Consider the following 21,758-nt stretch of genomic DNA (forward strand, 5'->3'; position numbering starts at 1 on the left):
CGGGCGGCACCCGGCTCCTTTGCGCACCGGGACCGGCCCGCGTCCTCCCGGGCCGCAGCCCCTGGCCCGGCCCGGTAGGGGCGTGTGACGGTGGCCGGACCGGGCGTTTCCCGCCGCGCGGCGTGCGGCCGGGAGGCACCCGCTGCCCGGTCACGGGGGAAGGTCGGCCGCCGGCAGGTCCCGCGCCGTCGAGAGCCGTCGAGACGGCCGCTCCTCGCCGGCCGGGGCGGGCAGGTCGTCGGTCAGGGCTTACCGGCCGCCCGCCGGGATGTGCGGGGCCGGAGTCGTCAGCCGGCCGTCCCCAGGCAGTCGCGCAGCCGGATCAGCCCGTCGCGCAGCCGGGTCTTGACCGTGCCCAGCGGCAGCGCGAGCTCCTCGGCGACCTCCCGGTAGGTCAGTCCCCGGTAGTAGGCCAGCTCCACGGCCTGCCGCTGGATGTCGGTCAGCATGCGCAGACAGCGCCGTACCTGCTCCCGCTCCAGCCTCGCCTCCACCTGCTCGGTCACCTCGTCGTACTCCGGGGTGCGGTCCAGCAAGGCCGCCCGGTGGTCGCGGACGGCGGCCGCCTGGGCCGAGCGGACCCGGTCGACGGCACGCCGGTGCGCCAGGGTGAGGATCCAGTTGATCGCCGTACCGCGCTCGGGACGGTAACGGGGCGCCGTGCGCCACACCTCCACCAGCACCTCCTGCGTGACCTCCTCCGACTGTGCCCGGTCGCGCAGCACGGCGCGCACCACACCGAGCACGGGACCGGCCACCGCGTCGTACACGGCGGCGAAGGCGTCGTGGTCGCCGAGGGCCACACTGCCGATCAGCTCCTGGAGATCCGGTTCCGACGTCGTCCTGCTGCCGATGGACACGGCTTCTTTCACGGGGTTCCTTCGTGGAGGGCGGGCGGTCGGTCAGCTGCCGGGCGACGGGTGCTCCCCGGTCAGCCGGTGGCGCAGCCGGTGCAGGCCGCGCCGGGTGTGGCTCTTGACCGTGCCCAGCGGCCAGCCGGTGCGGTCGGCGATCTGCGTCTGGGTGAGGTCCTCGTAGAAGGCGAGGCTCAGCACCTGGCGCTGGGCCGCCGGGAGCAGGTCCAGTTCGTGCCGGATCAGCACCCGGTCGAGGGCGGCCTCGGGGCGTCCGGCGGCGGGGTCGGCGAGCTGGAGGGCGGCGCCCGCCGAGGTGACCAGGTCGCCGCGCCGGGTGCGGGCGGACAGCGCGTCGGCGATCTTGTGCCGGGTGATGCCGACGATCCACCCGGCCACCGGCCCGTGGTCGGGCCGGTAGCCGCCCCGGCCGCGCCATACACCGAGGAACACCTGCTGGGTGACGTCCTCGGCTTCTTTGGGGTCCCCGAGCGAGCGCCGTGCCAAGGTGTTCACCAGACCGGACCAGCGCTGGTAGGCGGCGGTCAGACAGGCGTCGTCGCCCGCGACGAGTCCGCGCGCGAGATCGTCGTCCGCGAGCGGCTCGGCCGCCGGGCGCTGCGGCGCCGGTACGGCTGCCGGGACGGACGGCGGCGCGGAGGCCGGGGCCGGTACGGCGGTGGGGTGCGGGCTCATGACGACGGCTCCCTGTCGCGGCGGTGCGGCGGTGCTGCGGTACCGGACGAACCCGGGCCTACCGGGTCGATCCGGTGCCGTCATCGTGCGAGGAGCCGAGCAAACGGATCAACTTGCATCGATTCTGCGTCGTATGACGCGCACAGGCCGTAGAGTCGGGACATGAGCGACATCAGCGGCATGACCGGGACCGTGGCACCGCGGGAGGCGCCCGAAGGACCGGCGGAAGCGGGCCTGACCACCGGCGCCCTGTCCCGCAGACTCGGCGTGTCGCCCACCACCGTCCGCTCCTGGGACCGCCGCTACGGCCTCGGCCCCGCCGAGCGCGCCGACGGACGGCACCGCCGCTGGAGCCCGCGCGACATCGCCGTACTGGAGGAGATGTGCCGCCTCACCGCGGCCGGGGTGCCGCCCGCCGAGGCGGCCCGCCTCGCGAAGGCCGCGGACGACACACCGTCCGCCCGGCCCGCCGCGCCGCCGCCCCCGCGCTCCCGCGCCGCCGGTCCGCTGCCGCTGGGCGATGTGCGCCAGGAATGCCGGGGGCTGGCCCGCGCCGCCGTACGGCTCGACGCCCCCGCCGTCGAGGACCGGCTCGCCGCGGCCGTCGAGGAGTACGGCGTGGCCGTCGCCTGGCAGGAGGTGATGGTGCCGACGCTGCACGCCGTGGGCCGCAAGTGGGCGTCCTCCGGGGACCGTTACGTCGAGGTCGAGCATCTGCTGTCCTGGCACGTCTCGACCGTGCTGCGCCGCCGCACCCGCCCGGCCAGCGCGCCCGGCGAACCGGCCGCGGCCCCCGTCGTACTGGCCTGTGTGCCCGGTGAGCAGCACACCCTGCCCCTGGAGGCGCTCAACGCGGGCCTGACCGAACTGGGCCTGCCCACCAGGATGTTCGGGGCCGCCGTCCCCGCCGAGGCGCTGACGGCGGCGGTGGGGCGGCTCGGGCCCGCGGCCGTGGTGCTGTGGTCCCAGGCCCGTTCCACCGCGAGCCCTGCCCTGGCCCGTCAGCTGGGCGGCACCCGCTGGGGCGTACGGGGCGCCCGCACCCGGCCGCTGGTCATGCTCGGCGGCCCCGGCTGGACGGGGACCCGGTCGCCCGCTATGCCGCGCCCCACGACCCTGGGCGACGCCCTGGCCGTGCTGTCCGGCGCGTACGGCCCGGCACCGTCCTGACGCGCACTCCCGGCCCGCGCCGCGAGAGGCGCTCACCCGCGCTCGCGGGCCCTCCTGAACCGGGCGAGGCCGTCCGACAGGTCGACCACCGGCTCCGGATAGTCCACGGCGGCCCGGTCCAGGCCCCGCAGCCGCCACGGCTCGTGCACCGCCGGTGCCGGGAGACCCGCGAGTTCCGGGACCCAGCGCCGCACGTACGCCCCGTCGGGGTCGTAGCGCTTGGCCTGGGTGACGGGGTTGAGGACCCGGTTGGGCCGGGTGTCCGTGCCGGTGCCGGCCATCCACTGCCAGTTGAGCTGGTTGTTGGCGACGTCCCCGTCGACCAGCAGATCGAGGAAGTGCCGTGCGCCGACCCGCCAGTCGACGTACAGCGTCTTCGTCAGGAAACTCGCCGCGAGCAGCCGTCCCCGGTTGTGCATCCAGCCCTCGTGGCGCAGCTGCCGCATCGCCGCGTCGACCACCGGATAGCCGGTACGGCCCTGGCGCCAGGCCTCGATGTCGTCGTGGGCGGTGCGTTCCGTGCGCCAGCGGTCGTGCTTGGTGCGGTAGTCGGCGCGGGCCGCGCCCGGCCGGGCCGCGAGCACCTGCCGGTGGAAGTCCCGCCAGGCGAGCTGCCGTACGAACGCCTCGGCACCCGGGCCGCCCGCCCGGCGGGCCCGGTGGACCAGCTCGACGGGGGAGAGGGTGCCGAAGTGCAGATGCGGGGAGAGCCGTGAGGTGGCGTCACCGGCCAGGTCGTCGTGCCGCTCCTCGTAGCGGGCGATCCCGCCGCGCAGCCAGTTCGCCCACCGTCTGCGGCCCTCCGCCTCGCCGCCCCGCGCGAGCCCCTCCGACACGCCGGTCACCCCGGCCCGGGAGGGCAGCTCCTCGGAGCCGACACCGTCCGGGACGCGTACCGCGCGGGGCGCGCTGAGGGCGTCGCGCAACGGCTGCTGCGCCCACTGCCGGTAGTACGGCGTGAACACCGCGAAGTGGTCCGAGGCGGACGGTGTCACCGTCCCCGGCGGCACGGCCGACGCCACCGTGTCGTGCACGTGCAGGCGCCGGCCGTCCGCCTCCAGCGCCCGGCGCAGCCGCGCCTCCCGGTGCTGGGCGTAGGCGCTGACGTCGGCGGTCAGGTGCACCTCGTCGGCGTCGGCCTCGGCGGCCACCTTGACGACCTCGTCGACGACGTCCCCGGACCGCACGACCAGCCGGCCCCCGCGCTCCCGCAGCCCGGCGTCCAGGTCGTGCAGGCAGTCGGCGAGGAACGCCAGCCGGTTCGGCGCCCCGTACCCCGCCTCCGTCACCCCCCGGTCCCGCACGAACAGCGGCACCACCTGCCGCCCGCCGTCCAGCGCGGCCCGCAGCGGCGGATGGTCGTGCAGCCGCAGATCGGCGGTGAACAGGACGACCGAGACGTTGACGTTCATGAGGCTGCTCCTGGGGCGGACGGGGCTGGACGGAACGGACGCCGAGGTGCTTCCGTCCCGCCCGCACCGGCGGATGCGGGGGTCAGCGGAGCGTGCGGCCGTTCGCCCGGCCGGGTGAGGGGAGGGGAGGGGAGAGCAGAGGACGAAGGGAGGGCGGAGGGCCGGCCGATGCCGGGGCGCTGTCGCCGGGGCGCGGACCGGCCGGGCAGGCGGGATCCGCCGGGGCGGTGGCCGTGCGGGTGGGCACGGCACGGGCGGAGCGCGGCCGGTTGCCGGGAGCCGGACCGGCCCGGGGTACCGGTCGGGCCGCCGGGCCCGGTGGTGACGCCGGCGGCGGGGCTCCGGCGGCGGGGCGTGCCCCGGAAGCCGCCGGCGGCGTGGCACGACGGGGGCGCTCGCGGGTGCGTCGGGGTGATCACGGGCGGCTCCGGGCGGGGTACGGCCGGGGCGGGCGGCCGGACGGGTCAGGGGCTCCGGACCGGTTCCCCGGCGGGGGCGGCCGGGGTCCTGGTGGCGGCGCGGGCGATGTTGCGGGCCATGCCGCCGAAGACGATCGCGTGGAACGGGGCCACGGACCACCAGTAGGCGTGGCCGAGCAGGCCGTGCGGGTGGAACAGGGCGCGCTGCCGGTAGCGGGCCCGGCCGTCGCCCTCCCGCTCGGCGTACATCTCCAGCCAGGCGAGCCCCGGCAGCCGCATCTCGGCCCGCAGCCGCAGCAGATGTCCCTGCTCGATCTCCTCCACCCGCCAGAAGTCCAGGGAGTCGCCCGCCCGCAGCCGCTGCGCGTCCCGCCGCCCGCGGCGCAGCCCCACCCCGCCGACGGCCCGGTCCAGCCGGCCGCGCAGCGACCAGGCCAGCGGGAAGGAGTACCAGCCGTTCTCGCCGCCGATGCCCTCGATGACCCGCCACAGTGCCTCCGGCGAGGCGTCCACGGCCCGCTCCCGCCGGTCGGTGTACAGGCTGCCGCCCGCCCAGTCGGGGTCGGTGGGCAGCGGATCGCTGGGCACACCGGGCACCGACGCGTTGGACCACCGGGTGGTGACCTTCGCCTCGCGCACCCGCTGGAGGGCGAGCTGCACCGACCGGTCGAAGCCGATCCGCCCGCCCGGCGGGTCCGGCACGTACCGGGCGATGTCGTTCTCGCGGCAGACGACCTCGTGACGCAGCGACTCGGTCAGCGGCCGGGCGATACCCGCGGGCACCGGCGTGATCAGCCCCACCCAGTGGCTGGACAGACCCGGGGAGAGGACCGGCACCGGCAGCACCAGCCGGCGCGGCAGCCCGGCCACGGCCGCGTACCGCGTCATCATCTCGCGGTACGTCAGGATCTCCGGCCCGCCGAGGTCGAAGGCCCGGTTCACGTCGTCCGGCAGGGCCGCGCAGCCGGCCAGGACACGCAGCACGTCCCGTACCGCTATCGGCTGGATCCGGGTCCGCACCCAGCGCGGGGTGACCATCACGGGCAGCCGCTCGGTGAGATAGCGCAGCATCTCGAACGACGCCGAACCCGATCCGATGATCACCGCGGCGCGCAGCACGGTCGTCGGCACGCCCGAGGCCAGCAGGATGCGGCCCACCTCCGCCCGGGACCGCAGATGCGGCGACAGTTCCGCCTCGGGCACGCCCGCCGGGGTGAGCCCGCCGAGATACACGATGCGGCGCACCCCGGCGGCCCTGGCCCGCTCACCGAAGGTCCGCGCGGCCCGCCGGTCGGTCTCCTCGAAGTCCGGGCCGGTCCCCAGGGCGTGCACCAGGTAGTACGCCACGTCCACGCCGCGCAGGGCGGCGTCCAGCGAGGCCGCGTCGGTGACGTCGCCCCGTACGGCCTCGGCCTCGCCCGCCCACGGCTGGTCGCGCAGCCGCCCGGGGGAGCGCGCCAGACAGCGCACCCGGTACCCGGAGCGGAGCAGCTCGGGCACGAGCCGGCCGCCGATGTACCCGGTGGCGCCGGTCACCAGGCAGAGCGGGCGGTCCCGCGGTCCGTCGTCGTTCATCGGTTCACCGTTCGTCTCTCCCGCGTCCGCCGGCCGCCGGTTCCGGGGCCGGTCCGACACGAGTTCCTTCATCGGCGGCGGTCACACCGGATGCGGCTCTGCCGGACGGCTTCCCGGGCGACGCTGCGCAGCCCTCGTCCGTCCCGCGGCGCCGTGACGTCCGGCACGGCGGGCATGGGCGCGCCGCCGGCGGGCAGACGGGGCGTACGGGCCGCTCACGGCCCCGGCGCGGGAGGTGACCCGCGGTCGGCAACCGGTAGCAGGAGGTGTACGTCGGATGGGTGCGAAGGTGTTGCAGCGGTTCCCCGCCGGAGCTCCGCGTGGATCGTGGCCGGCGGAGGAGTACGCGGCGCGTCGCCGGGCCGAGGGGCAGCCGGCGACGGTGGTGATGGACCTCGAGTCGGACGCGTTCCTGGTGGTCGTGCCGCCGCGCGACGAGAACTGACCCGGCCGGGACGTCCCGGCGTGCGCGCCGGGCGGGTCGTGCGGTGCCATGGTCGGAGCGGGCCGGGTACCGGCCGGTGCGGGGTCCGTCCCGCCGTCGGCCGCCGGGCCCGCGGCCACCCGCACCGGGACCGCATCCCGACGGCCGCCCCGACGCGGCCCCCAGGAGGACGCCATGCCGTACCACCTGCTCAGTGTCGTCCAGCCCGCCGGCGGACAGCCGCCCGCGGCCGAGCGGCTCGACGCGATCACGCGCGACGTCGAGGCGTTCGACACGGAACTGCGCGACGCCGGCGCCATGGTCTTCGCCGGGGGCCTGGACGGCCCCGGGACGGCCACCGTGCTGCGCCCCGGCGGTGACGGCGTACGCGTGGCGGACGGTCCCCGGGCCCCGCCCGGCGACGAGTACCTGGCCGGGCTCTGCCTGATCAGCGCGGCGGACCGCGACGAGGCCCTGAGCCGGGCCCGGAAGGCCGCCCTCGCCACCACCCTTCCCGTCGAGCTGCGGCCGTTCGGGCACGCGGACCGACCCACGCGACCGGCCCCGGATTCGCGACCGTCCGGAAACCCCGGGGACCGTGTCCGGCGCGTACGGCGATAATGGGTGCGGGAACCGTCGTACCGGCGGCGCCCGGGCCCGTCGTACGAGCTGCGGCCGGGTCCGTACCGGACCGGTGGAGCAGGGTGAGGTGAGGGGCGTCCATGGTCGACGCGAAGGACGAACGCCGCCCGGCCGGCGAACTGGAGGCCAGCGTCATGGCCGCGCTGTGGGCCGCGGGCGTGCCCCAGACCCCCGGCCAGGTCCAGCGCAGCCTCGGCACGGGCCTGGCCCGGACCACCGTGACCACGATCCTGACCCGGCTGTACGACAAGGGCGTCGTGGACCGGAGCCGCCAGGGCCGCGGCTACGCCTACCGGCCCGTCCAGGACGCCCAGGGCCTCACCGCCCGGCGGATGCACACCGAACTGGACCGTGACAGCGACCGGGAGACGGTGCTCGCCCGTTTCGTCGCCCAGCTCAGCGCGGACGACGAGCGCATCCTGCGCGACCTGCTGGAGCCGGACCACCCCGATCACCCGGACCATCGTGATCACCCGGGCCCCCCGGACCGCCGATGACCCTCCTCCCGGCTCTGCTGCTCCTGCTGCCGCTCGCGGTGCCGTGCGTCGTACCGCCGCTGGCCCGGCGCGCGGTGGACCGGCTGGCGCCCGCCGCCGCGCTGTGGCTGCTCGTCGTCGGCGCGGTCGTCCTCGCGGGCTCCTCACTCGCCGCGCTGGGCGCCTTCGTGCTGGTCGGGCTGCTGAAGATGCCCTTCTTCGCCGCCCTCGGCGAGCTGATCCACCCGCTGCGCACCACCTGGGACGCCTTCGTCGTCCCCGCCGCCGCGACCTCCGTGGGAGCCCTCGCGGTGTGCGGCTGGGCCCTGGCGCGCTCGGTGCTGCGCCAGACCCGCGCCTTCCGCGCGGCCCGTACCGAGGCCGGGCACCGGCCCCCGGCGGGCGATCTGTGCGTCGTCGACTCGGCCCGTCCCGACGCCTACGCCCTGCCGGGACGTCCGCACCGCATCGTCGTCACCACCGCCATGCTGCGCAGCCTCGACCCCGGCGAGCGCGAGGCCCTGTTCGCCCACGAGCGCGCCCACAACGCGGGCGGCCACCACTACTTCCTCGCCGCCGCCGAGCTCGCCGCCCTCTGCCACCCGGCCCTGCGCCCCGTCCGGGAGGCCGTCCGGCTCGCCGCCGAGCGCGCCGCCGACGAGGCCGCCGCCACCGTGGTGGGCGACCGGCGGCTGACCGCCCGTGCCATCGCGCGTGCCGCGCTCGCCGGGCACGCGGCCGAGGGGGCGCGGCCGGGTTTCGTGGCCGCCGCGACCTCCGGGCCGGTGCCCCGGCGGGTCACCGCGCTGCTGGCCGCGCCGCGCGCCCCGCGGCGGGCCGTCCCCGGGATCGCCGTGCTGCTCGCCGCGTGCACGGTGCTGTCCTTCGGGGCGTCGGCGACCGGGATGATCGAGGTGCACCACCGCGTGGAGGTCGCCCAGGGCGACGAGCCCGGCTGACCCGTCGGCGGGACCACCCGCCCCCGCAGCCGCTTCCCGCCCCCGAAGGCCGCGGCCCCCGGTCGCGGCCGTCCCCCGACAGGCCGGGGACAGCTCCCCCGGCGCTTGAGGAGCGGGGACCCGGGCAGCGCCCCGCGACGGGGCGAACGTTGCCTGCCGCGGCACTAGGTGGCCGGGCGCCCCGCCAGGCCCTTCACGTAGGCGGCCTGCCCGATGTGCTGGAGGTCGTCGGAGAGAACGCTGACCAGCCGGACGCCCAGGGTGACCGGCGGGTCCCACCGCTCGTCCACGACGCGCTCCAGGTCCTCCGCCGCGAGACCGCCCAGGGCCTGGAGCGTCTGCTCGTGGACGGCGTCGTAGTACCCGGTCAGCAGGTCGGCGGAGCCGACGCGCACCTTCTCCACCTGCGCCGGGCCGTGGCCGTACCCGGTGTCGTGGGACGGCAGGGCGAGCCCGAAGTTCTTCTCCCAGCCCTGGGTGAGCCACACCTGGTCGAGGCCGAAGGCGTCGGCGACATGGTCGTCCTGGACCCGGGTGAGATGCCAGACGAGCCAGGCGATCGAGTTGGCGCCGGGACCCGGGCCGGTGTTGAGCACGTCGGGCGCCAGACCGCCGACGGTGGCATGGACTTCTTCCCTGACACGGCCGAAGCCGTCGATGAGGATCTCCTGCGCATGCATGGGTCCACCTTCGCGCATCCGCCCCACCGCTGTCGTCCGCACCGCGGACCCCGGCCGGCGGGCAGGGCCCGGCTCAGCGGCAGCGCGCCACGTCCCCGCTCTCCAGCAGCGCCATCAGCGCGCGGGCCGCCGGACTGGTGGCCTCCGGGGGCGGCAGCAGGGCCGCCGTCTCGTACACCGTCTCGTCGGTGCCCTTGACCGGGAGCGCGGTCAGCGACGGCCGCTTGTGCCGGAAGTGCGCCGGTACCACCGCCACCCCGAGGTTCTCGCCCACCAGGTCGAGCAGGCTGTGCACGTCGTTGACCTCGAGGGCGACCGTGCGCCGTATCCCGCACGCGCTGAACGCGGCGTCCGTGGCGCGGCGCGGGCCCCAGTCGGGGTGGAAGTCGACGAACACCTCGCCGTCCAGCTCCTCCGCGGTCACCGCGGCGGCACCGGCCAGCGGATGCCCCGGATGGCACAGCAGCGTCATCGGCTCACCGGCCAGCGCCACCGTGCGCAGCGGCCCGGTGCCCTCCTCGGTGCGGTAGGCGAACGCCAGGTCCAGCCGCCCGGCCGCGACCTCCTCCACCAGGGCGCCCGTGCCGGTCTGCCGCAGCCGGATCTCCACGTCGGGATGGCACCGCCGGAACGCGGCCAGCAGCCCCGCCACATGCACCCCGGCGATGCACTGCTCGGTGCCGAGGACCAAGGTGCCGCGCAGCACGCCCTGCACCGCCGCCACCGCCTCGTGCGCCGCTCTGACCTGGGCCAGGATCCGCTCCGCCTCGACGAGCAGGGCGCGCCCGGCCTCCGTGAGCGTCACCCGCCGGGTGGTCCGCACGAACAGCGGCGCGCGCAGCTCCCGCTCCAGCGCCCGCACCGACGCCGACAGACCGGACTGGGACACCATCAGCCGCTCCGCGGCCCGGGTGAAATGCTGGTCCTCGGCGACCGCGACGAAGTGCTGGAGGTGACGCAGTTCCATGATTGAGAAGCTTATCCGCTGAATTCCATCGGATTCTCCGGTTGGACCGCTGCCGCGTCCCTGGTGAAGAGTGGCACCGGTAGATCGTGTGCCAACCCCCTGGAGTCGCGTTGTACACCGCACACCCCGACCGTTACGCGGACATGCCCTACCGGCGCACCGGACGCAGCGGTCTGAAGCTTCCCGCGCTGTCGCTCGGACTGTGGCACAACTTCGGCCCCGACCGCCCGGTCGAGACCCAGCGCGCCATCCTGCGCCGCGCCTTCGACCTGGGTGTCACCCACTTCGACCTGGCCAACAACTACGGCCCGCCGCCCGGCGCCGCCGAGTCGGCCTTCGGCGAGGCCCTCAAGGCGGACTTCGCGCCCTACCGTGACGAGCTGGTCGTCTCCACCAAGGCCGGATACCTCATGTGGCCCGGCCCGTACGGCGAATGGGGCTCCCGCAAGTACGTCCTGTCGTCGCTCGACCAGAGCCTGAAGCGCATGGGCCTGGAGTACGTCGACATCTTCTACTCGCACCGCCCCGACCCGGAGACTCCGCTGGAGGAGACGATGGGCGCCCTGCACACGGCGGTGCAGCAGGGCAAGGCCCTCTACGTCGGCATCTCCAACTACTCGGCGGAGCAGACCCGGGAGGCCGCCCGCATCCTGGGCGAGCTGGGCACCCCCCTCCTCATCCACCAGCCGCGCTACTCCATGCTCGACCGGCGCCCGGAGCAGCTGGGCCTGCTGGACGCGCTGGACGAGCTCCAGGTCGGCTCCATCGTGTTCTCCCCGCTGGAGCAGGGGCTGCTGACCTCCCGCTACCTCGACGGCATCCCGGAGGACTCGCGCGCGGCGAGCGACAGCCCGTTCCTGAGCTCCGACGCGGTCACCAAGGACCTCGTCCGCAAGCTGCGCGCCCTCGACAAGATCGCCAAGTCCCGCGGCCAGAGCCTGGCGCAGCTGGCGCTCTCCTGGGTGCTGCGCGGCGGGCGGGTCACCTCGGCCCTGGTCGGCGCGAGCAGCCCGCGGCAGATCGAGGACAGCGTCGCCGCGATCGGCAACCTGGACTTCGACGCGGAGGAACTGGCGCGGATCGACGCGATCGTGGCGCCGTAGCGGCAGACCGTTCTCCGCACCCGCAAGGGGGCGCTTCCCGGGCCACCGGAAAGCGCCCCCTTTTTCGCGCGCCCGCGTGCGCCGTAGCGTTCCCCCGGCGCATCGGACCCTCTCGGGGACGGGGTGCGCATTCCGGCCAAGAACCACGCCGCATTGCCCGGGAGACTGGCCAAAATGAAGTGGTGACAGTGGTTCAGAAGTGAACATACTCGACTACCAGGGAACTTCACCTTGGATTTTACGGGCGCCCCACCCGGGACATTCCGAGCCGTACGGAAAGCGAGGGGCCGGCACACCGGCTGACGAGCCTGGCAGCGGGGGAGTGGATCGTGCACGACGAATTCCTGTGTCATGTCACCGCGTACGGCGTCTGCGACGGCATGCGCATCGGCGTACCGCTCGGCACCTACCGGGCGCCCACCCTGGCCCTGGCCCTGTGGTGGCTGCGCGACCGGGCCCTGTGGATCGCCGACCGGCTCGACCCGCAGCCCGACCGCCCCCAGTACCCGCCCAACTCCCTCGTCCCGGTGGGCCCCTCGGTGCCCGACGTGCCGGAGGTGCTGCGAGCCTGGTGCGGCGACGACGTACGGCAGGAACTCGTCGCCGAGATACTGGCCGCCGGACGCCTGGTGCGGGTCGCGGCCGCCGACGACACCACCGAGTACGAACTGCTCGCCGAGTCCGTGGACGCGCTCCGCATGCAGCGCACCCTGCCCACCCTGGTCGTCCCGGTCGCCTGACCCGCCGGGCCGGCCGCCCCGTACCCGGTCCGGCACCCGCGGGTGCCGCTACGCCGCAGTCCTCGCCGCCGGCCGGGCCTTCCCCGCCGCGCGGGCGAGCAGGGCACCCAGGAAACCGCAGACCAGCCCCCACAGCAGGGCCAGGCCGAGCGCCGGCCACACCTCGGGGTCCAGGAAGACGGTGCCCGACAGGTTGCCGCCGAGATCGCCGATGCCGAACAGGGACAGGCCGTAGTGCGCGTCGACACGGCAGGTCAGACAGATCATGAGCACCGTGAGGGCCAGTGCCACCGCCAGACGCACGGCGTGCCGCCAGGCCCGTGTCCCGGCCGGGGAGCGGACCGCCGCCAGGAACGCCACCCCCAGCAGCAGCACCCCCGCGACGACCGGCAGCCACCACACCCGGCCGTCGTGCGCGGCGAGCGTACGCAGATTCACGGTGGAGACGTCCCCGGTACGCAGCACCTCGTCGAGCAGCTGCGGCATCGGCAGCCCGAACGGGCCGTCCACCCTGCCGTGCCAGGTGGCGCCGAGACCGAGGGTGAGGGCGGGCCACACCAGGTTCGGCAACCCGAGCAGCAGCGTCGCGAACGTGGCCGGCGCGTGCCCGCGCGTGGCCGCCACCACCAGACCGGTCACGGCGCCGAGGACGACGTACGCGAACAACAGCACGACCATCGCGCGCGCCGCCGGGCGCGCGGAGGTCCGAAGGCGCAGCAGCCGGGCCGGCAGCGGTGCGTCCCGCGCCACCAGCAGCGCCACCACGAGGACCCCGGCCAGCCACAGCAGCCCGAACAGCACCGTCGGTACCACGGCCGCGGCGAAACCGACCTCGGGCGTCAGGCCCAGGAAGTCGCCGAGGTCGCCGAGCGTGCCGTTGCCGAGATCGACGGCGAAGGTCTGGCGGGCCCCCAGGGCGAGGCCGGTCAGCGCGAGCAGCCACAGCACCGCCAGCCGCGCCGCCCACCCCGTCAGTCCGCGGGGCCCGGCCACGGCCCGGTGCCGCAGCGGGCGCAGGAAACCCGCGGCGAGCACCACCGCCCCGGTGAGCGTCACCGACAGCGGCAGCACGGTCAGCCCGGCGTGCGTCTCGGCGAGTGAGCCGGCGTTGCCCGACAGCCGGACGGTGCCGCCGACCGCGGTCACGAGCGTCGCCGCGACGACCCGCGGGAAGGCCGCGTCCGGCAGGTCCGCCGCGCCCGCCGCCCACAGTCCTAGCGAGGCGACCAGCACCATGGCGGCCAGCCCGCTCAGCACCGCGGCCAGCGCCTGGGGCCAGCCGTGCCGGGCCCCGCGGGCCGCGGCCAGGTCGGCGGGGCCGGACGGGTTCGGCGGGCTCACCCTTGCCACGCTAAGCAGGACCCGGACGCCCCGCGCGCCGGGAGGGCCGCCCGCGTCCCCGCCGCCGCCCCGGTCGGCGACGGAACGTACGGCGGACGAAAGGGCCGGCCGACGAAAGGGACGTAACCGGGTGAACCGGCGGCCTGCCGCGGTGGCCCGCGGTCGTTGTGGATGAGGGGGACTGTCGCGCGCCGCTCGGGGTACGAGCAGTCGTGGGGTAAGAGTGCCGGTGCCGGTGGTGAGCCGCCTCCGGACCGGTTTCCGAGAGAGAAACGCATGACCGAAGACCTGGACGGGGCAGTGATACCGACTGGTTTCGACGTGCCCGTTGAACCGCTCCGGCGGGCGGCCCACTACACCGGCGAGCCGGGCTGCATAGCCGAGGCGCGGGCCTTCGCGGCGCGCTTCGTGGACCAGCTCCGGACCGAATGGTGCGCCGAGATCGACGAGCGGGCCTGCGGGGAACTGCTGCTGGTGGTCAGCGAACTCGTCACCAACGCGGACCGGCACAGCAACGGCCCGTACATCCTCGAGCTGGAGGGCACGGACAGCGCGGTCGCGGTGTCCGTGCTCGACAGCAGTGTCGCCCTGCCGCGGCGCTTCCCCCGGGACCCCGAGCGCATCGGACGGCACGGCCTGGAGATCGTCCACGCGCTGGCCGCCGACGTACGCGCCGAACGCGTCCCGGTCGGCAAGCGCGTCTCCGCCTTCGTCCTGCTCAGCCGCTGACCGTCCGCCGCCGTCCTGTTCGGCCGCCGACCGGACGACGGTCGGCGGCCGAACAGGACCGGTGCCCGGCGGGGCGCCGGGGGAGGACTACGCGCAGCCCAGTTCCCCGAGCATTCCCTGCCGCAGCCGGGTGATGATCCGCTTGATCAGGCGGGAGACGTGCATCTGCGAGCAGCCGAGCCGCTCCCCGATCTCCGCCTGGGTGGCCTCCTCCACGAACCGCATGTGCAGGATCTGCCGGTCGCGCTCGCCCAGGCCGGCCATCAGAGGGGCCAGCGCGTGGAAGTCCTCCACCAGCGCCATCCGCTCCTCCTCGACCCCGATGAAGTCCGCGAGCACCGCCTCGCCCTCCTCGGCGCCGTCGCCGGTGAGGGCGGCGTCCAGCGACGACGAGTTGTAGCCGTTGGCGGCCAGCTGCGCCTCGACCACCTCGCTCTCGGAGATGCTCATCAGCGTGGCGAGTTCGGCGACCGTCGGGTCCCGGTCCAGCCTGCTGGACAGCTCCTCGCGGGCCCTGGCCAGCTCCACCCGCAGTTCCTGGAGCCGGCGCGGCACGTGCACCGCCCAGGTGGTGTCCCGGAAGAACCGCTTCATCTCGCCGACGATGTACGGCAGCGCGAACGACGTGAACTCCACCTCGCGCGAGATCTCGAAGCGGTCGATGGCCTTGATCAGACCGATCATGCCGGTCTGGACGACGTCCTCCATGTCGTCCCCGCGGCTGCGGAAGCGGCCCGCCGCGAACCGCACCAGCGACATGTTCATCTCGATGAGCGTGTTGCGGGCGTACTGGTACTCCGGTGTGCCCTCCTCCAGCTCGGTGAGCCGGTGGAAGAACTGGCGCGACAGCGCCCGCGCGTCACGCGGTGCCACGGTCCGCGGTTCCGCCACCCCTGGCAGCCCGGCGTCGTCCGTGCCGACGGTCATCGTCTCGTACGTCCTGGTCACCGTGGTGGCGGTGGTGGCGGTGCCGGTGTTCATCTGCCTCTCCCACGAAGATCGCCTGTGACGTCCTCTGCCGTGCGGGCCCCGCGTCCTTGCGGGCCTTGGTCCGTGTGAAGAAATTCGTGAGGGTGCGGATACCCGGTACGCGGCATCCCATGCCTGCCGGTTTCGAACCGTATGCCCGCGGCACCGCTCCTCCAGCGGTCAGTGCACGGCGCGGGGGTTGTTCCGGTTTGTTCCGGTCCGCCACCCGCGGCCCGCCCGCCGCTTCTCTGAGGGCGCAACGCCGGTCCCTTCCGGCCGGGCGCCGGATTCCTAGGCTGGGACGGTGACCCATCAGGAGCCCGTCGAAGCCCGAGTCATCCCCCTCCGCCGTTCCGCGGCGCCGCCCGCGGGCCGGAGAGCGCCCGGACCCGCCGCACCCCCTGCCGTGCCGGGCGCACCCACCGCGCCCGCGCCCCGGGAACCCCTGTGGCGCGACCTCGTCGGCGAGGTGCTGCGGCGCCGGCGTCAGGCGCAGGAGCGGACACTGAAGGACGTCGCGGAGGAGGCGCGGATCTCCGTTCCGTATCTCTCGGAGATCGAGCGCGGCCGCAAGGAGGCCTCCTCGGAGGTCCTCGCGGCAGCCGCCCGGGCTCTCGGGCTCGGCCTGGGGGACCTGCTGACGCTGGCCTGCGGCGAGCTGACGCGGACCGGTGGCCGGCCGTCCCGGCCCGTCCGCCGCCCGTCCGCGTCGTCGCACGACGGGCTCTGCCTGGCAGCCTGACCGGCAGCCGCCGGGCCGCCCGGCCGCCGGACGGACACGACGCGCCGGAGTCGTGTCCGGTGCCGGGGGCCGGGCGTCACGCGTGCCGGTACGAGGATCCGGGCGGTCTTCGCCGGGCCGGCCGTGCACGAGGCGCCTGCCGGGGCGAGCCGACCGGTCGGCCGCGCCGCGACACCGCCGCCGACCGCGGGTTCCGGCAGCTCGATCCGTGACGTCACCGGCGGTCACCCGGCGGGGTGACCTCGGGGTCCGGCCGTCCGGCGCGGGGTCCCCGGCCACCGGCGTGGCCACCGGACCGGTCAGACCCGTACCAGGCGGCGGCTCAGCACCTCGTCGGCCAGGCCGTAGGCCACCGCCTCCCCGGCGGTGAACACCTTGTCGCGGTCCATGTCCGCGCGCAGCGTGGCGACGTCGTGACGGGTGTGCCGTGCCAGCACCTCCTCCACCTGCGCGCGGATGCGTACCATCTCCTGGGCCCGCAGGGCGAGGTCGGACACCGTGCCCTGGCTGCCGCCCGAGGCGGGCTGGCCGAGCAGCACGCGCGTGCTCCAGCACGAACCGCCGTCCCGGATCCCCGCCCGCCAGCAGCACGGCAGCCGTGGACGCCGCCTGACCCACGCAGAACGTGGAGACGGGTGCCTGTACGAAGGTCATCGTGTCGTAGATGGCCATGAGCGAGGTGAACGAGCCACCGGGGGAGTTGAGGTAGATCGCGATCTCCTGCTCCGGAGCCGCCGACTCCAGGTGGAGCAGCTGTGCGATGACGACATTGGCGACGCCGTCGTCGATCTCGGTGCCGAGGAAGATGATGCGCTCCGACAGCAGCCGGCTGAAGACGTCGTAGGACCGCTCGCCCTGCGGGGTGCGCTCGACGACGTTCGGAATGGTGTAGCTCCCCATGGTCACAGTCCCGTCCGTCGCCTCGAGGCGGCCGGGCGCACCTCGGCGAACGACTCGACCACCCGGTCCACGATCCCGTACTCCCGCGCCTGTTCCGCCGTGAACCAGCGGTCGCGGTCGCCGTCCCGGGAGATGGTCTCCGGGGACTGACCGGTGTGCTCGGCGGTGATCCGCTCGATGGTGCGCTTGGTGAACTCGAGGTTCTGCGCCTGGATCTCGATGTCCGCGGTGGTGCCGCCGATGCCCGCCGACGGCTGGTGCATCATGATCCGCGCGTTCGGCAGGGCGTACCGCTTGCCCGCGGCGCCGACGCCGAGCAGGAACTGGCCCATGCTGGCCGCGAAGCCCATGGCGAGCGTGGACACGTCGTTCGGGATCAGCCGCATCGTGTCGTAGACGGCGAGCCCCGCGTGCACCGAGCCGCCCGGGCTGTTGACGAACAGGGCGATGTCGGTGTGCGGGTCCTCCGCGGAGAGGATCAGCAGCTGGGCGCAGACCCGGTTGGCGGAGACCTCGTCGACCTGGGTGCCGAGCAGGACGATGCGCTGCGCGAGCAACTGGGCGGCCAGCTGCTCGTCGAAGCGCGTCACGGGGGTGTCGCCGTCCTCCGCGCGCGGGGCGGACAGGGCGAGCGGGGGCAGGGGTGTCATCGGTTCTCCTCGTCGTGGACCGGCCGTGCGCCGACGACTCCACCTTCGACCGGGCGCGGGCGGTGCGGCCGGTTTCTCTGCCCGTGGCAGATTCGCCACGGGCAGAGCGGCCCGCGGGCAGCGGCGGCCGGTCCGCCACGGGCGACCGCCGCCGGGACCGGCCCGGCCGGACGGGCCGCGGGATCCCCGCGGGCCGCCGACCGGAACCGGTGGCGCGCGGCCCTCCGGCGCAGCGGTGCCCCACCGCCTCGGCCCCGGCCGGTGCCGGCCCGCGGCTTTCACCCGTACGGCCGATGAGTTCCGGGCCCGGGAACGGTCAGTACACGCAGTACACGTGATGTCGTCGTGCACGTGACGTCGTCCACGACAGGCCGCCTGCCGACCCACGGAGGAACCCATGACCACCGACGGATTCACCACCTGCCTCTGGTTCGACGGCCGGGCCGAGGAGGCCGCGCTGTTCTACGTCTCCGTCTTCAAGAACTCCGGCATCGGGCGCATCGGCCGCTACTCCGAGGCCGGACCCGGCCCGGCGGGCTCGGTGCTCGTCGTGGAGTTCACCGCCAACGGGCAGAAGTTCGTCGCCCTGAACGGAGGCCCGCAGTTCACCTTCAACGAGGCGATCTCCTTCCAGCTCTACTGCGACGACCAGGAGGAGGTCGACCACTACTGGTCCGTCCTCACCGAGAACGGCGGCTCGCCGGGCCCCTGCGGCTGGCTCAAGGACAGGTACGGCGTGTCCTGGCAGATCATCCCCGAGGGGATGATCGAGCTGATCTCCGACCCCGACCCGCGGAAGGCCGCCCGCGCCACCGAGGCGATGCTCGCCATGGGGAAACTCGACCTCGCCGCGGTACGCAGGGCCCACGCCGGGGAGTGAGCGGCGGCCCGCCGTTGCGGGCCGGGGGGAGCCGGGCGAGGATCAAGGCGTGGGCACATCCAGGGATCCCTTTCCCGGACCGCAGGCACCAGGCGGTGACCCGCTGCTGGCCACGCGGTTCAGCCTGCCCGTGGTGCCCGGCACCTACGTACGGCGGCCCCGGCTGACCGAGCGGCTCGCCCAGGGCGTACGGGGGCCGCTGACGCTGGTCGCCGGGGCGGCCGGGGCGGGCAAGACGCTGCTGGTCGCCGACTGGGCGCGGACGGCGGGCGCCGCGGACCGTACCGCCTGGCTCACCGTGGAACCCGAGGACCACGCGCCCGGCGTGTTCTGGACCTACGTCCTGGCCGCCCTGCGCGCCCACGGACTCACCGCTCCCGCCGGCCCCGGGAACCCCGGCGGGACCGGCCGTCCCGGGGCGTCCGGCGGTCCCGGCGACCCGCGCGGCCACGACGGCATCGGCACCCCCGTCCGCCCCGGCGAGGTCGACCGCTCGCTGCTCGCCCGGCTCGCCGCCCGCCTCAGCGACGGCGCCGGACCGCTGGTCCTGGTGCTCGACGAGTTCGACCGCGTCGCCGGCTGCGCCGAGCTCGCCGACGAGCTCCAGTTCGTGCTCCGGCACTCCGGCGGCGGACTGCGCCTGATCGTCGTCAGCCGCACCGAACCCCTCCTGCCGCTGCACCGCTACCGCGCCGCGGGCGAGGTCACCGACATCCGCGGCGCGGACCTGGCCTTCCGCCCCGACGAGACCGCCGCCCTGCTGGACCGGCACGGCATGACCCTGTCCGGCGCCGGGATCCACGCCCTCACCGAGCGCACCGGGGGCTGGGCCGCCGGGCTGCGCCTGTGCGTCCTGGCCGCCCAGCGGGCCGAGGACCCGGAGACCTTCCTCAAGGAGTTCGAGGCGGGCCGCAGCACGCTCGCCGACTACCTGCTGGCCGAGGTCCTCGACGCCCAGCCCCGCGCCACCCAGGAACTGCTGCTGCGCTGCAGCGTCCTCGAACGCATCCACCCCGACCTCGCCGACGCGCTCACCGGCCGCCGGGACGCCGCGACCGTGCTCGCCGGGCTGCAGCGCGCCAACGCCTTCCTCGACGCCACGGGACACTCCTGGTACCGGCTCCACCCGCTGTTCGCCGAGATCCTCCGTGTCCATCTGCGCGTCCGCGAACCCGGCCGCGAGCCCGAGCTGCACCGCACCGCCGCCCACCGGCTCGCCGAGGCCGGCCTGCTCGCCGAGGCCCTCCCGCACGCCGCCGCCGCCGGCGACTGGGCGTTCGCCGCCGGCCTCCTCGTCGAGGACCTCGGCATCGCACGGCTGCTGACCGGCCTCGACGCCGAACGCCTCGACACCCTGTTCGCCCGGATGCCGCCCGACGTCCCCGGACCCGCCGCGGACCTGGTGCGCGCCGCCCGCGACCTGGGCCGCCACGACGCCGACCGCGGTCTCGCCGAGCTGTACCGGGCCGCCGCCGCACTGCACCGCGAGGGCGCCCCCGCCTCCGACGCGCTACGGCTGAGCTGCGCCCTGCTGCGGGTCCTCGCCGCCCGCACCACCGGCGCCGCCGACCTGGCCGAGACCGCCGCCCTGGAGGCGGAGGCGGCCCGGCTGGCGCTGGCCCCCGAACGGCTCGCCGCGCATCCGGAACTGCCCGCGCTGATCCTCGGGAACCTCGGCTCCGCCCAGCTCTGGGCAGGCCGCCTCGACGCGGCCCGGGCCACGCTGACGGCCGCGGCCGAGGCCGACGACACGCCGTCCACCGCGTACCTGCGGCACGACTGCCTGGGCAGGCTGGCCTTCGCCGACATCCTGCGCGGCCGCCCCGGACCTGCCCGGGCCCACGCCCGCCGCGCACTCGACGAGGCGGAGGGCGCCGGACTGCCGCCCGGCTCCTGCGCCCCGGCGCCCCGCCTGGTGCTCGCCGCCGTCGCCGTCGAACGCGACGAACTCGGCGTGGCGCACGGGCACCTCGAACAGGCCGCCGCCTCCGCCTCCACCACGCCCCACGATCCTGTCGTGGCCGCCGGACTCGTCCTGCTGCGCGCCAGGCTCCGGCTCGCCGAGGGCGCGCCGGAGGCCGCCCTCGCCGAACTCGAGGGCCTGGAGAAGCCGTCCCCGGCGCTCGAGCCCTCACCGTGGGTGCGCGAGCACGCCGCCCTCACCGGCTGCGCCGCGCACCTCGCCGCGGGCCGCCCGGAGGCCGCGCTGCGCGTCTTCGAGGAGCGGCCCCCCGGCACCGTCGCGAGCCGGACCGCCCTGGCCCGCGCCCACCTGGCCTGCGGCTCGCCCCGGGCCGCCCTCGACCTGCTCGACGAACTGCCCGGGGTCGGCGGGGAGGGCCCCGCGATCACGGTACGGACGCTGCTGACCCGCGCCGCCGCCGCCGACGCGCTCGGCGACACCGTCACGGCCCAGCGCCTCGTCTCCCGGGCCCTGCGGCTGGCCCGCCCCGACCGGCTGCGCCGCCCCCTGCTGGAGGCGGGCCCCTGGCTGCGGCGGCTGCTGCGCGCGGCGCCGCACCTCACCCGCGGCCACACCTGGCTGCCCGCCGCCTTCGCCGCCCGCCCCGCGCCGGCGGCGCCGGCCGGCGGGGCGCCCCCGACGGTCGTCGAAGCACTCAGCGAACGTGAGCGGGAGGTCCTCCAGCGGCTCGCGCAACTGCTGTCGACGGAGGAGATCGCGGCCGATCTCTATCTGTCGGTCAACACCGTCAAGACCCACCTCAAGAGCGTCTACCGCAAACTCGGCGCCAGCCGCCGCGGAGAGGCCGTCCGCCGGGCCAGGGACCTCCACCTGCTGTGACCCCGACGGGCCCCTCCGGCGGCCCGCCCGGCTGATCCGCCCTGCTGAGCTGCCCGGTGGCCCGCCTTGACGGCTCACTCCTGGTGGCTTGCCCCTGGGTGGTCTGCTGCGGGTGGCTTGCCCTGGCGGCTCGTTCCGGGGGCTCGCGTGGGGCGTCGACACCCGGGTGGCCCGCTTTCGCCGGCTGGGCCCCGGGTGGTCTGTTCCAGGCGGCTCCTCGGCCCCAGGCGGCCCGCTCCCGTCGGCTCGCGCCGGGCGGCCCGCTCCCGGTGGCACGCTGTGGTGGGTCACGCTCAGTCGGGAAGTTGCCGCATCTCCACCACGTGCAGGCCCAGCGACTGGCAGCGGGCCAGCAGCCCGTACAGCTGGGCCTCGTCGGTCACCGAGCCGAACAGCACCGTCTGATGGGGCACCACGAAACTGTCCAGCTCCGGAAACGCCTGGGTCATCGTCTCCGACATCTGTCCGTCCACACGGATCTCGTACTGCATGCCGACGCCTCACCCCCGGTCGTAAGGAATCCGGTCCGGTCCCCCGGTCGCCGGCCCGCCGCGGCGCTGCCCCGGCGGGGAGCGGCCCCGACGTGTCCCACCCTGCCCGGTCCCGCACCGCCCGGGATCACCCCGC

21 protein-coding genes and 1 pseudogene are annotated in these 21,758 nt (G+C 75.3%); 11 read left to right on the forward strand and 11 right to left on the reverse strand.

What is annotated here, in order from left to right:
- Nucleotides 1-287: 287 nt before the first annotated feature.
- Both ABZ862_RS31390 and ABZ862_RS31395 read right to left on the reverse strand, forming a co-directional pair.
- Nucleotides 288-872: a sigma-70 family RNA polymerase sigma factor gene (locus ABZ862_RS31390; RefSeq protein ID WP_360965494.1), complete on the reverse strand. Its 585-nt coding sequence runs from the start codon at nt 870-872 to the stop codon at nt 288-290.
- 30 nt (nt 873-902) lie between these two features.
- A complete protein-coding gene (locus tag ABZ862_RS31395) occupies nt 903-1,550 on the reverse strand; it encodes a sigma-70 family RNA polymerase sigma factor (protein ID WP_360965497.1) in 648 nt (215 codons plus the stop codon).
- 180 nt (nt 1,551-1,730) lie between these two features.
- Between ABZ862_RS31395 and ABZ862_RS31400 the strand changes: the two genes are divergently transcribed.
- On the forward strand, nt 1,731-2,720 hold the full coding sequence (locus ABZ862_RS31400) for a MerR family transcriptional regulator (RefSeq protein ID WP_360965661.1): 990 nt from the start codon (nt 1,731-1,733) through the stop codon (nt 2,718-2,720).
- Between the two features lie 32 nt (nt 2,721-2,752).
- Here the strand turns inward: ABZ862_RS31400 and ABZ862_RS31405 are convergent, their stop codons facing one another.
- Together ABZ862_RS31405 and ABZ862_RS31410 are read right to left on the reverse strand one after the other, a co-directional pair.
- Complete coding sequence (locus ABZ862_RS31405; protein WP_360965500.1) at nt 2,753-4,132, reverse strand: deoxyribodipyrimidine photo-lyase; 1,380 nt, start codon at nt 4,130-4,132, stop codon at nt 2,753-2,755.
- Nucleotides 4,133-4,596: 464 nt separating this feature from the next.
- Complete coding sequence (locus tag ABZ862_RS31410; protein ID WP_360965503.1) at nt 4,597-6,126, reverse strand: SDR family oxidoreductase; 1,530 nt, start codon at nt 6,124-6,126, stop codon at nt 4,597-4,599.
- A gap of 277 nt (nt 6,127-6,403) precedes the next feature.
- Here ABZ862_RS31410 and ABZ862_RS31415 point away from each other — a divergent pair, with 277 nt between their 5' ends.
- The 4 genes from ABZ862_RS31415 (at nt 6,404) to ABZ862_RS31430 (ending at nt 8,627) form a co-directional block, all read left to right on the forward strand.
- Nucleotides 6,404-6,571 carry a hypothetical protein gene (locus tag ABZ862_RS31415; RefSeq protein ID WP_360965506.1) on the forward strand — a complete coding sequence of 56 codons (168 nt, stop codon included), beginning with the start codon at nt 6,404-6,406 and terminating at the stop codon, nt 6,569-6,571.
- A gap of 174 nt (nt 6,572-6,745) precedes the next feature.
- On the forward strand, nt 6,746-7,171 hold the full coding sequence (locus ABZ862_RS31420; protein ID WP_360965509.1) for a hypothetical protein: 426 nt from the start codon (nt 6,746-6,748) through the stop codon (nt 7,169-7,171).
- A gap of 101 nt (nt 7,172-7,272) precedes the next feature.
- Complete coding sequence (locus tag ABZ862_RS31425) at nt 7,273-7,689, forward strand: BlaI/MecI/CopY family transcriptional regulator (protein ID WP_360965512.1); 417 nt, start codon at nt 7,273-7,275, stop codon at nt 7,687-7,689.
- The gene (locus tag ABZ862_RS31430; RefSeq protein WP_360965515.1) at nt 7,686-8,627 is read left to right on the forward strand and encodes a M48 family metalloprotease; all 942 of its coding nucleotides are present in this window, start codon (nt 7,686-7,688) and stop codon (nt 8,625-8,627) included. Before ABZ862_RS31425 ends, ABZ862_RS31430 begins: the two co-directional genes overlap by 4 nt.
- Before the next feature lie 164 nt (nt 8,628-8,791).
- Here the strand turns inward: ABZ862_RS31430 and ABZ862_RS31435 are convergent, their stop codons facing one another.
- Entirely contained in the window at nt 8,792-9,307 is a 516-nt protein-coding gene (locus ABZ862_RS31435) for a DinB family protein (RefSeq protein WP_360965517.1), read from the reverse strand.
- A 73-nt stretch (nt 9,308-9,380) separates the two neighbouring features.
- The gene (locus tag ABZ862_RS31440) at nt 9,381-10,274 is read right to left on the reverse strand and encodes a LysR family transcriptional regulator (RefSeq protein ID WP_360965520.1); all 894 of its coding nucleotides are present in this window, start codon (nt 10,272-10,274) and stop codon (nt 9,381-9,383) included.
- A gap of 110 nt (nt 10,275-10,384) precedes the next feature.
- Between ABZ862_RS31440 and mgrA the strand changes: the two genes are divergently transcribed.
- Both mgrA and ABZ862_RS31450 read left to right on the forward strand, forming a co-directional pair.
- Nucleotides 10,385-11,377, forward strand: a complete 993-nt coding sequence (gene mgrA, locus ABZ862_RS31445; protein ID WP_360965523.1) for an L-glyceraldehyde 3-phosphate reductase — start codon at nt 10,385-10,387, stop codon at nt 11,375-11,377.
- A gap of 329 nt (nt 11,378-11,706) precedes the next feature.
- Nucleotides 11,707-12,117: a hypothetical protein gene (locus ABZ862_RS31450; RefSeq protein WP_360965526.1), complete on the forward strand. Its 411-nt coding sequence runs from the start codon at nt 11,707-11,709 to the stop codon at nt 12,115-12,117.
- 48 nt (nt 12,118-12,165) lie between these two features.
- On the opposite strand, the gene ABZ862_RS31455 is transcribed toward ABZ862_RS31450, so the two are convergent.
- Nucleotides 12,166-13,458, reverse strand: coding sequence for a streptophobe family protein (locus ABZ862_RS31455; protein ID WP_360965529.1), 1,293 nt, complete (start codon nt 13,456-13,458; stop codon nt 12,166-12,168).
- 276 nt (nt 13,459-13,734) lie between these two features.
- Here ABZ862_RS31455 and ABZ862_RS31460 point away from each other — a divergent pair, with 276 nt between their 5' ends.
- The gene (locus ABZ862_RS31460; protein WP_360965532.1) at nt 13,735-14,187 is read left to right on the forward strand and encodes an ATP-binding protein; all 453 of its coding nucleotides are present in this window, start codon (nt 13,735-13,737) and stop codon (nt 14,185-14,187) included.
- Between the two features lie 87 nt (nt 14,188-14,274).
- Here ABZ862_RS31460 and ABZ862_RS31465 read toward each other — a convergent pair whose 3' ends face one another.
- On the reverse strand, nt 14,275-15,114 hold the full coding sequence (locus tag ABZ862_RS31465) for a SigB/SigF/SigG family RNA polymerase sigma factor (RefSeq protein WP_360965664.1): 840 nt from the start codon (nt 15,112-15,114) through the stop codon (nt 14,275-14,277).
- A gap of 346 nt (nt 15,115-15,460) precedes the next feature.
- Between ABZ862_RS31465 and ABZ862_RS31470 the strand changes: the two genes are divergently transcribed.
- Complete coding sequence (locus ABZ862_RS31470; RefSeq protein WP_360965535.1) at nt 15,461-15,898, forward strand: helix-turn-helix transcriptional regulator; 438 nt, start codon at nt 15,461-15,463, stop codon at nt 15,896-15,898.
- A 299-nt stretch (nt 15,899-16,197) separates the two neighbouring features.
- On the opposite strand, the pseudogene ABZ862_RS31475 reads toward ABZ862_RS31470, so the two are convergent.
- Nucleotides 16,198-16,798: pseudogene (locus ABZ862_RS31475) on the reverse strand (ATP-dependent Clp protease proteolytic subunit).
- Between the two features lie 2 nt (nt 16,799-16,800).
- Nucleotides 16,801-17,448: an ATP-dependent Clp protease proteolytic subunit gene (locus ABZ862_RS31480; RefSeq protein WP_360965538.1), complete on the reverse strand. Its 648-nt coding sequence runs from the start codon at nt 17,446-17,448 to the stop codon at nt 16,801-16,803.
- Between the two features lie 397 nt (nt 17,449-17,845).
- On the opposite strand from ABZ862_RS31480, the gene ABZ862_RS31485 reads away from it, so the two are divergent.
- Together ABZ862_RS31485 and ABZ862_RS31490 are read left to right on the forward strand one after the other, a co-directional pair.
- On the forward strand, nt 17,846-18,328 hold the full coding sequence (locus tag ABZ862_RS31485; RefSeq protein ID WP_360965540.1) for a VOC family protein: 483 nt from the start codon (nt 17,846-17,848) through the stop codon (nt 18,326-18,328).
- A gap of 49 nt (nt 18,329-18,377) precedes the next feature.
- Nucleotides 18,378-21,131: a LuxR C-terminal-related transcriptional regulator gene (locus ABZ862_RS31490; RefSeq protein WP_360965543.1), complete on the forward strand. Its 2,754-nt coding sequence runs from the start codon at nt 18,378-18,380 to the stop codon at nt 21,129-21,131.
- A gap of 293 nt (nt 21,132-21,424) precedes the next feature.
- Here the strand turns inward: ABZ862_RS31490 and ABZ862_RS31495 are convergent, their stop codons facing one another.
- Entirely contained in the window at nt 21,425-21,622 is a 198-nt protein-coding gene (locus tag ABZ862_RS31495; RefSeq protein ID WP_360965546.1) for a hypothetical protein, read from the reverse strand.
- Nucleotides 21,623-21,758: the final 136 nt, after the last annotated feature.

It is taken from the genome of Streptomyces sp. NPDC047000, from assembly GCF_040644295.1.
Taxonomy (GTDB): Bacteria; Actinomycetota; Actinomycetes; order Streptomycetales; family Streptomycetaceae; genus Streptomyces.